The organism is Streptomyces sp. NPDC000075, assembly GCF_040301925.1.
Taxonomy (GTDB): domain Bacteria; phylum Actinomycetota; class Actinomycetes; order Streptomycetales; family Streptomycetaceae; genus Streptomyces; species Streptomyces polychromogenes.
In genome coordinates this window covers 143,213-151,445 of record NZ_JBEPFL010000021.1, presented here as the reverse complement: position 1 = coordinate 151,445, position 8,233 = coordinate 143,213, and the positions used below count along the sequence as shown (strand labels likewise).

The following is an 8,233-nucleotide window of genomic DNA, read 5'->3' as shown; positions in this document are numbered from 1 at the left end:
TCCCCGGAGGGGTCGTAGGCGGGGGTCGCGGTCTGCTCGATGTCGTCCCACGCGGTGGCCGCCTCGGCGGACCATTCCAGCTCGCCCGCGGGCCCCCCCCCCGCTGCTTCTGGCGGCCGTCTCGTTCGACCACCCCCTCTTCGCCTACCGCTACCTGCTGTTCGTGCTGCTGGCGGCCGTCCCCCTCGCCTCGTCCCATCTGGCGATACGGCAAGAGGACAGCCGCCCGTGGGACACCCGCGCCGTCGTCAGAACCCTGAGGATCCACGACGCGCCCGGTACGGGCTGATCTCCGGCGCATTCAAAGAGGCCTTCATGAACCGCCCGGACCTGGGCAAGGGCCAGGCGGCCGCCACGCTCGGCGCACTCGACGACCTGCCCGCCGACCCGGCGCTCCTGCGACAGCGCCTGGCCCACACGTCCCGCGTCTGGCGCGTCGCATGCACCCACCTCTCCGGCGGCGCCCGCCAGGCCACGGCCCGCACCACCGCGGCCCAGGAGGAGGCCCTCTCCCGCACCGGCTTCTCCCCGGCCTATCACCGCGCCATCCGTGGCGTGGACATCACCCTCGAACAGCGCTCCCCCACCAGGTGAACACCCCGACCCTCACGACCCCACGGCGGGCCCTAGCGTCGCAGCCCGCCGGGACCCCTCTCTCTTCGCGAACTGCGGCCGTCGTGCCGTGGGCTTGACCCTGACCCACGGGTCAGGGGTTAGCGTCCCGGCACCCCTCGCGCCCACGTCCAGGAGGCCTGCCGTGCCGACCACCGTCCTGCCCCGCACCGCCAGCGAAGTCCGCCTCGTCGCCCGTCCCGACGGCCTGCCGGAACCCCACCACTTCACCGTCGCCCGGACCCCGCTGCCCGAGCCGGGGCCCGACCGGGTCCTCGTGCGCAACGATCACTTCCTCGTCTTCCCCGGCCTGCGCACCCTGATCGGCGGCGAGACGGCCTGCCCCTGCCCCTGCTACAGCCCGGGGACGCCCTCTTCGGCCCCGCCGTGGGCGAGGTGCTCGCCGCCCCCACCGACGGCCCACTGCGCCCCGGCGACCGGGTGATCCACCTGGCGGGCTGGCGTGACCACGCCCTGCTGCCGGTCACCGAGGTGTCCCCGCTCGACCCGGCCCTGCCCACAGCGGTCGCACACCTCGCCCAAGGCTCCGCCGCGTACGGTGCCCTGACCCGGCTGGCCCCGGTCCGGACCGGCGACGTCGTCCTGGTCACCGGCGCGGCCGGCGCGGTCGGCACCCTGGCCGGGCAGATCGCCCGGCTCCTGGGTGCCGCGCGTGTCCTCGGCAGCACCGGTTCGCCCCACAAGGCCGTCCGGCTCGTACGGGAACTGGGCTACGACGAGGTCCTGTTGCGGGGTCCGGAACAGCCGCCCTTCGCCGACCGGCTGCGGGCCGCCGCCCCGGACGGCATCGACGTGGTCCTCGACACCGTGGGCGGCGAGCAGCTCGCGGCCGCGCTGGCGGTGGCCCGGCAGGGTGCGCGCGTGGCCGTCGTCGGCGCGCTGGCCGGTCAGATGGCCGCGGAACGGGGCGGTGGCTCCGCGCCCGTGGAGATCGACACCTTCCGGCTGGTGGTCCGGGGCCTCTCGCTACGCGGCTACGCGGGCACCGATCACCCGGGCGTGGAGGCCGAATGGCGCGAGCGGTTCGGCGGCTGGCTGCGGTCCGGCGCGATCCGTTTCCCCTACTCGACGGTCGAGGGAATCGACGGGGCCGTGCGGGCGTTGCCCGAATTGATCGCCGGACGCCACTTCGGTGCGGTGGTCGTGCGGTTGTAGCCGTACGCCACCCCCACGGGCGCGGGCGCACGGCAGCGGACCGGGACGGGGTGGGGTGGGCCGGGGTGGGGCGGATGCGCATCGGTGACGCGGCGGCAGCGGCGGGGACCACGGCCCGGGCCCTGCGCCTCTACGAACAGCGGGGCCTGCTGCCCCCGCCCGCCCGCACCGCATCCGGACAGCGGGAGTACGGCCCCGAGGACATCGCCCTGGTCCGGGTGATCAGGGAACTGCTGGCGCTGGGCCTGACCATCGGCGACCTACGCATCCGCGCAGACCGCCTCCCGCTGCTCACCCGAGACCCGGCTCCGGCCTGTGGGTCCGGGACCGGCGACGGCGGCTTCGCACACGTCGTCGACCGCCGCATCGCCGCCCTGGACGCCGAGCTGGCCAGACTCGGCCGACAGCGCGAGGAACTCGCCCGGCGAACCGGCCGCCCGCCCCGCCGACGGGCCGACTGACACCCGCTCAGCGCGCCGCCGCTCCTCTGCGAGGGCTGGTGCCGGAGGATCGTTTCGTCTGGCTCCTCCTGCCACTGGCCGATGATCGACTTCAGTCGGGGCAGCATCGCGGCGCAGTCGGTGGTCGAGAGCTCGTCCCCACCGACATCCGGGTGATCGAGGAGCGGCTCCAGAGGGGTGGAGACGTCGTTCCACGGCCGGTGGCCCCCGAAGCCCCACATCTCAGAGAGGACGAACCCCTCGGCTTGTGCGAGCCGTTCCCGGAAGCGGTTGAAGCGGACGCAGGACCAGGTGACGTCCGGGCTGCGGTTGTCACCGTCTCCTGGGAACAGCGTCAAGCCCACGTGTTCCTCCTCGCTTGGGTAGTGGACAGGATCGGCCGGAACAAGCGGCATCGGCAACTGAGACGATCGCCGGGTGGCTGGCATGTCACGGCGTCCGGACAGCGGTCCGGCAACGCATCATCAGCCGGGTCTTGGGTGCTGCGTCAGAGCGCCGAGATGGAAGCCGGTGCGCGTTCGCTGCGGCTCAGTGCGCGCAGGACGTTGGTGGCGCCGTGCCGGCGTAGGGCGATCCGGGACAGCAAGTCCACGACGGTCTCGACGGCAGGGGCCGGGAACTCCGGGGTCGGCAACCCGACGCTGTGCGCGAGGTCGTCGGAGTGGACGGTCAGCTCCAGCATCCGGCTGGCGATGAAGTCGTCGAGAGCGATCGACCACGGCCCCCAGGTGGGCCGGCGAATCGGGCGGTCCGGCGTGGTGGGCAGGATGCCGCGCAGTTCCTCGACGCACGCGGCGACTCTCGCGGCCAGTGCGGCCGGGCCGTCAGCCGCCTCTTCCTCGCCGCCGGATCGAATGCCCTGGTTGAACGGAGTGTCCAGGTCCGAGCCGATCCAGCTGACCCGCGCGTAGTACTCGTGGATCGAGATGGCGGGCTCGGTGGGTACCGGCTCTGCCAGCACCGTGGGGATGAAGAAGACCTGCCCGGCCAGGTGACCCGCCAGTCCCTGGACGCTGAGCTTCGCCAGTGCGGAGGGCTGGTGCCAGTCGGCTGCGACCTCCGGTGTGGCCAACAGCTTCGCCGCCGTGTCCGCCACACTCAGGTAAAGCTCCCTCACGTGTGTCACCTTGCTGTTCCCCTGTCGCCGTCGGTGGGTGTCTGCCCGGTCAACCTCGCGGCAGGGACGCCGCATTCCCGCCGAGCCCGAAGCGGGGCGTCGGTCTGCTCCCTCACCCGGCCCGGGCCGGGTGCGCTCGACGATCTCCACCTCACTGCCCGGACGAAATTCGGGTGCCAGGCGATGGATCCGACAGCGTCCGCACCTGGTCTTGGGATGATCGTCTTCTCTGACGGCGTGCCACAATTCCTGCTGGTGTCTGACGCAAGGAGCCGGAAGAGGATGCTGACGGAGTCGGGCGGTACGGCCCAGGACCTCGCTGTCGAGCTGGCGGGCCTGCGTGGTCTGGACTGGGCCTCCGTGTGGGAGGGCCCGCCGCAGGGCGGTTCGTCCGAGTGCGTCAGGTGGTGCGCGCGTAACGGCTGGGAGCCGCAGACGGCGGATCGCAACCTCGTCGTACACAGCGGCGCCGGAGGCAGATGGACGCTCGAGGCGAACGGGAACTGGCACCCGGTCGAGAGTCTCACCCACTGGGCGTGGCACCTGGATGCGACCGAACCGGCGGACAACCCGGAGGTCCTCGCGCACGCCGCACGAATGTGGCCGGAGTTCCTCACGGCAGCCGAAGGGGTACTGGGGCCGGCGGCCTGGAGCGGGCCCTGGGACGCGCAGGACTTCCCGGAGCCGCCGGCGCCCGGTTTCTGGCCGAGCCGGGACTATCGCCTCAAGACGCGCACCCCGTATCGCATGGCGTTCTGGGAGCCTACGGGTGATCACCCCGGCGAGCCGTGGTTCGTGCTGGTCCAGTCGGTGTCGTTCGCGGCGTGGACCTCTGACGCACCCGGCGGCTCACGCCTTCGACTCAGCGTGAACGCCCCTGAGGGGACAGGGGGGCAGCTGTGAATCGATCACCATCAGGGCGGCGGCGACTACGCTCCGGCCAGTGCCCTCCGCCGGACCGGGAGGGCGCGGTCGCCGACGGAGTGGCTCGCTGACGCCTCATCATTTCCGTCAGCGGCCTGCCGGGGGCGCACGAGGTGACGGTGCGCCCCCGGCAGGCGGGGATCAGTCGGCGCTGCCCGCGACGTGGCCGCGGCGCAGGGGGGTGCGGGCGGTGGCCATCACCGGTACCCGCGCCCACCGCCCGCGTCGGGGGCGGCGCGGCGGCGGGCCGTAGGGGGACTGCCAGGCCGGCCGGTCGGCGGCGCGGTGGCCGCCGGCGTTCCGGGGCCGTCCGGCCGGGCGGAGGTGGTGGTGGAAGGCGGGTACGACGACCCGGGGCATGGACACAGAGATGCACCGTTTCCAGTGAGAGGACCGCAGCGGAAAGGAGCACGCCGCACGGGTGCGGCGCGCGATGGATCAGCGCTCGGGGTGTCTCACTTGGTGTACAACGGCTCGTCCTTGCCGGAGGGGCTGCGGGCAGGAGCACCTTAAGGGTGCCGAGGAGGGCGGTTCCACCGGTTTTCGGCGGGCCCCCGGGCTCATGATGTCGATCTTCGCGGGTTACGATCCCGGGCACGTTGTGGGGCGGGGAACGACAGGGGGGGACATGGGCGAGGACATCGACGCCGCGAACAAGGGCGTCCGCGCGTGGGGGCAGGCGGGCGCGGCCCTGGTGCTGGTGCCGGGGCTGGCGCTGGGCCTGTGGTGGTGGGGGCAGGGTGCGGGGAATTACGACCGGCGCAAGCCGCCCACGTGCGCGGACGCCGACACCGCGAAGACGCCCGGGCACGCGTCCGGCCGGGACCTGTGCGAGGCCCTGCACCGCCCGGGACTCGACGCCCTGCTGGGCATACCGGGCCGTGAGGTGCGGACGGTGAGCGGCGGCAGCAGGTCGTTCCGGCCCGGCGGCACGGGCGAGGCGATCGTCACGCCGACCGCCAAGGTGGAGTTCGAGGGGTACACGGTGACGCTGGACGCCGGCTACGGCGGTCTGCCGGTGGGCCGCACCGCCCGGCTGATGGGAGACACCGTGCCGGGCCGCACCGTACTCGGCCACCCGGCGGCCCTCTACTCGGACCGGACCCTGCAGATCCGGTTCCGCCTCGACGGAGGCGACTCCTCCAGCGGGCCGGGCGTGCCGGCGCGGGTCCTGTCGGTGGCCACGGACGGGAAGGACCAGGGCGATTCGTTCGAACTGAGCGTCTGGCGGACCGACGGCGGCTTCCTGGACGATGCGGCGCTGCTGCGCGTCGCGGAGACGGTCCTGCCGGCCGTCCCGGGGTGGTCCCCGGCCGGCTGACGCGCCAGGGCCGGCCGGCCGGCTGACGCGCCACGGCCGGCCGGGCGGCGCCGCCGCTCTCAGCGGCCGGTGTACCGAGGCGGCCTGGGTCCTGCGCCCGATTCGGCCATCTCGGTCGTACCCCTGTTGAACCGATCCCTCCTATTGGATACTGCCGCTATCCAAATGACGATGCTTCTCCCAGGGGGACTCGTGAGGCGAACCGTCCTTCGCACACCCAGACACCTCAGCGCCGTCTGTGCCGCCGCCGTGGCGACGGTCCTGGCCACCTCTACGTCCGCGGCGGCGGAGACCGGGCCCGAGCAGGACGATTTCCTTCCCGCCATGGTCCATTCCATCCTCCACCTGGACATCGATCCGCCCGGTGCCAACGACTGGAACTGCCGTCCCGGCGCCGCCCACCCGCGTCCGGTCGTCCTGGTCCACGGGACCTACGAGAACCGCTACAACAACTGGGCGCGGCTGTCCCCCGAGTTGAAGGCCCAGGGCTACTGCGTCTACGCTCTCGATTTCGGTGACACCGACGACGCCGGGGTGGCCGTCGCTCCCACCGTCAAGGGTTACGGAGACATCAGGAAGTCCTCGAAGGAGCTGGCCGCCTTCGTGGACAAGGTGCTCGCCGCCAGCGGCTCCGGCCAGGTGGACCTGGTCGGCCACTCCCAGGGCGGGACCCTGGCCCGCTGGTATCTCAAGGCCGACGGAGGCGCGAACCCGGCCGACCCGTCGAAGAACAAGGTCAAGAAGATCGTTCAGCTCGGCGCGACGAACCACGGCACCACCATGAGCGGCATCGAGACCCTCGCCGACAAGCTCCACCTGCAGGAGCTCGGGGAGAAGACCCTCGGGGTGGCAGGCGTCCAGCAGTACGAGAAGTCCGAGTTCATCAGGGAGCTCAACGCCGACGGCGACACCGTGCCCGGGATCGACTACACCGTGATCGCCACCAAGTACGACGAGATCACCACCCCCTGGCAGAGCACGTTCATGACGGCGGGCCCCGGGGCAACGGTGCACAACGTCACCTTGCAGGAGGGCTGCTTCGTCGATCTCTCCGCCCATCTGAGCATGTCGTACAGCCCACGCGCGGTCGGACTGGTCAAACGCGCTCTGGACCCCTCCGCGCCGGCGGCTCCCTGTGTGCCGAGGCTGCCCGGCTTCTGATTCCGGCCCGCAGGCCCCGGGGACCTCCGGGACGGCGCCGAAGGCGGTCACGGCAGGGGGACCGTTCGGGACGGGCGTACGCTCGGTCCGGTCGGTGGAGGGATCTCCAGGAGTCCCTTGTCCGCGGAAGCGGCCGGGGTGTCGCCGCCGACCGGGGTGGTCGTCATCGGGCGGGCGGCGGCGCAGCGCTGTTTCTCGGCCTCCGCCATGGGTCCGGTGCGCTGGTAGATGCGGTCGGGTACGGCCCGGGAGGGGGCGTCGACGACGGTGTGGAGGCGGTAGTCGTCCTTGCCGCTGACGAACCAGCCCTCGACGCGCTCTCTGCTGGGCTGGATCTCCACCCAGCTGACCTCGCCGGGCTGGATGCGTTCCACGACGGTGCGCTGGTCGCTGCTGAACCACTGGAAGGGGCGCTGCCAGGCGATCTCGTAGGCGAGGGCGAACTGGGCGGCCATGGGGCGGTCCTTGAGGCGTTTCCTGTCCTCCGTGCGGTCTCCGGTGGTGGGCAGCCGGGCCACTTCGTCGAGGCGGATGTTCGCGGCGGCGTAGGTCTGGGAGAGGGTGTCGTGGGCGCGCTCGGTGTAGGAGAGCGTGCGGCTGTGGTCGAGGGGGTTGCGGGTGCAGTTGACGAAGGCCTCTCCGATGACCCGGGCCGTGTCGTAGTAGCGGAAGGAGCCGCGCCGGTCGGGCTGGAAGGTGCAGGCGTTGTCCCCGTTGCACGCGGCGGCGGCGTTGTGCAGCCAGGCCTCCTTCTCGTTGTCCCGGTACGCCTCGGCGGTGCCGAGGGCGTACTTGTCGATCGTCTTGTCGACGGGGAGCGGTACCTCGACGGCCCGCACCCGGGTGATCATGGGCGAGCAGGGAACCTGGGTGCGGGTGTCGGTGACCTTCGAGGTGAAGGCGAGCACCGGCTCGTTCTCGTCGGCGGTGAACTCGTAGGTCCTCGGCGTCCAGTGTCCGGTTCCCGGTTTGCCCTTCGTGCGGCCGGGGTCGGGGGCGGTCGTCATGGCCTGGACGGCTCCGCCGCTGCCGTGCACGGTGTACGGCTGTCCGTCGGCGACGTCCTGCGGGGCGCACTCCTTGGACACGGCGGGGCTGTCCTCGAAGGTGACGGTGACCTTCGAGCCGGTGCGTACGCCGCGCAGTCGCTGCCAGAGGGTGTTGTCGGCCTTGGAGAGGCCGACGCCGTTCGCGCCGTCCGTGCGGCCCGAAGCCGGTGCGGAGAAGCGCTGGTTGAGCCCGGTCCAGTGGCTGAGGCCGACGGTGGACTGCTCGCCCTTGATGGCGGGTTCGGTGAAGTCCCCGTTCAGGACGGGGACGTCGTTGCTGGCGGCGGCCGAGGAGGCCGCGGCAGCGCCGTGGGCCGTCGCGGGGGCGGCCGCGAGCAGTGGGGGGAGCAGGAGTCCGGCTGCGGCCAGGGTGCGCAGGGCGGGGCGCGGGGGTCGGGGCATGGCGGTGCAC

General features: G+C 72.3%; 10 protein-coding genes. 7 read left to right on the top strand and 3 right to left on the bottom strand.

What is annotated here, in order from left to right; genetic code table 11:
• The first annotated feature begins 315 nt into the window (after nucleotides 1-315).
• The 4 genes from ABT403_RS24225 (at nucleotide 316) to ABT403_RS24215 (ending at nucleotide 2,249) form a co-directional block, all read left to right on the top strand.
• Nucleotides 316-594 (top strand): hypothetical protein, encoded by a 279-nt coding sequence (locus ABT403_RS24225; RefSeq protein ID WP_344161899.1) that lies wholly within the window; start codon nucleotides 316-318, stop codon nucleotides 592-594.
• A gap of 163 nt (nucleotides 595-757) precedes the next feature.
• A complete protein-coding gene (locus tag ABT403_RS39060; RefSeq protein WP_425580225.1) occupies nucleotides 758-1,057 on the top strand; it encodes a hypothetical protein in 300 nt (99 codons plus the stop codon).
• Entirely contained in the window at nucleotides 1,000-1,788 is a 789-nt protein-coding gene (locus ABT403_RS24220) for a zinc-binding dehydrogenase (RefSeq protein ID WP_425580226.1), read from the top strand. The genes ABT403_RS39060 and ABT403_RS24220 overlap by 58 nt, the downstream gene beginning before the upstream one ends.
• 74 nt (nucleotides 1,789-1,862) lie before the next feature.
• Nucleotides 1,863-2,249 (top strand): MerR family transcriptional regulator, encoded by a 387-nt coding sequence (locus ABT403_RS24215; protein WP_344161902.1) that lies wholly within the window; start codon nucleotides 1,863-1,865, stop codon nucleotides 2,247-2,249.
• Nucleotides 2,250-2,736: 487 nt separating this feature from the next.
• Here ABT403_RS24215 and ABT403_RS24210 read toward each other — a convergent pair whose 3' ends face one another.
• Nucleotides 2,737-3,366 carry a maleylpyruvate isomerase N-terminal domain-containing protein gene (locus ABT403_RS24210; protein ID WP_344161905.1) on the bottom strand — a complete coding sequence of 210 codons (630 nt, stop codon included), beginning with the start codon at nucleotides 3,364-3,366 and terminating at the stop codon, nucleotides 2,737-2,739.
• A gap of 282 nt (nucleotides 3,367-3,648) precedes the next feature.
• Here ABT403_RS24210 and ABT403_RS24205 point away from each other — a divergent pair, with 282 nt between their 5' ends.
• On the top strand, nucleotides 3,649-4,269 hold the full coding sequence (locus tag ABT403_RS24205) for a hypothetical protein (protein ID WP_344161908.1): 621 nt from the start codon (nucleotides 3,649-3,651) through the stop codon (nucleotides 4,267-4,269).
• Nucleotides 4,270-4,431: 162 nt separating this feature from the next.
• Here ABT403_RS24205 and ABT403_RS24200 read toward each other — a convergent pair whose 3' ends face one another.
• Complete coding sequence (locus ABT403_RS24200; RefSeq protein ID WP_344161911.1) at nucleotides 4,432-4,656, bottom strand: hypothetical protein; 225 nt, start codon at nucleotides 4,654-4,656, stop codon at nucleotides 4,432-4,434.
• A gap of 262 nt (nucleotides 4,657-4,918) precedes the next feature.
• On the opposite strand from ABT403_RS24200, the gene ABT403_RS24195 reads away from it, so the two are divergent.
• On the top strand, nucleotides 4,919-5,611 hold the full coding sequence (locus ABT403_RS24195; protein ID WP_344161914.1) for a DUF6215 domain-containing protein: 693 nt from the start codon (nucleotides 4,919-4,921) through the stop codon (nucleotides 5,609-5,611).
• Nucleotides 5,612-5,935: 324 nt separating this feature from the next.
• A complete protein-coding gene (locus ABT403_RS24190; RefSeq protein ID WP_344161917.1) occupies nucleotides 5,936-6,772 on the top strand; it encodes an esterase/lipase family protein in 837 nt (278 codons plus the stop codon).
• A 47-nt stretch (nucleotides 6,773-6,819) separates the two neighbouring features.
• Here ABT403_RS24190 and ABT403_RS24185 read toward each other — a convergent pair whose 3' ends face one another.
• On the bottom strand, nucleotides 6,820-8,223 hold the full coding sequence (locus tag ABT403_RS24185; protein WP_344161920.1) for a hypothetical protein: 1,404 nt from the start codon (nucleotides 8,221-8,223) through the stop codon (nucleotides 6,820-6,822).
• Between the last annotated feature and the right edge of the window lie 10 nt (nucleotides 8,224-8,233).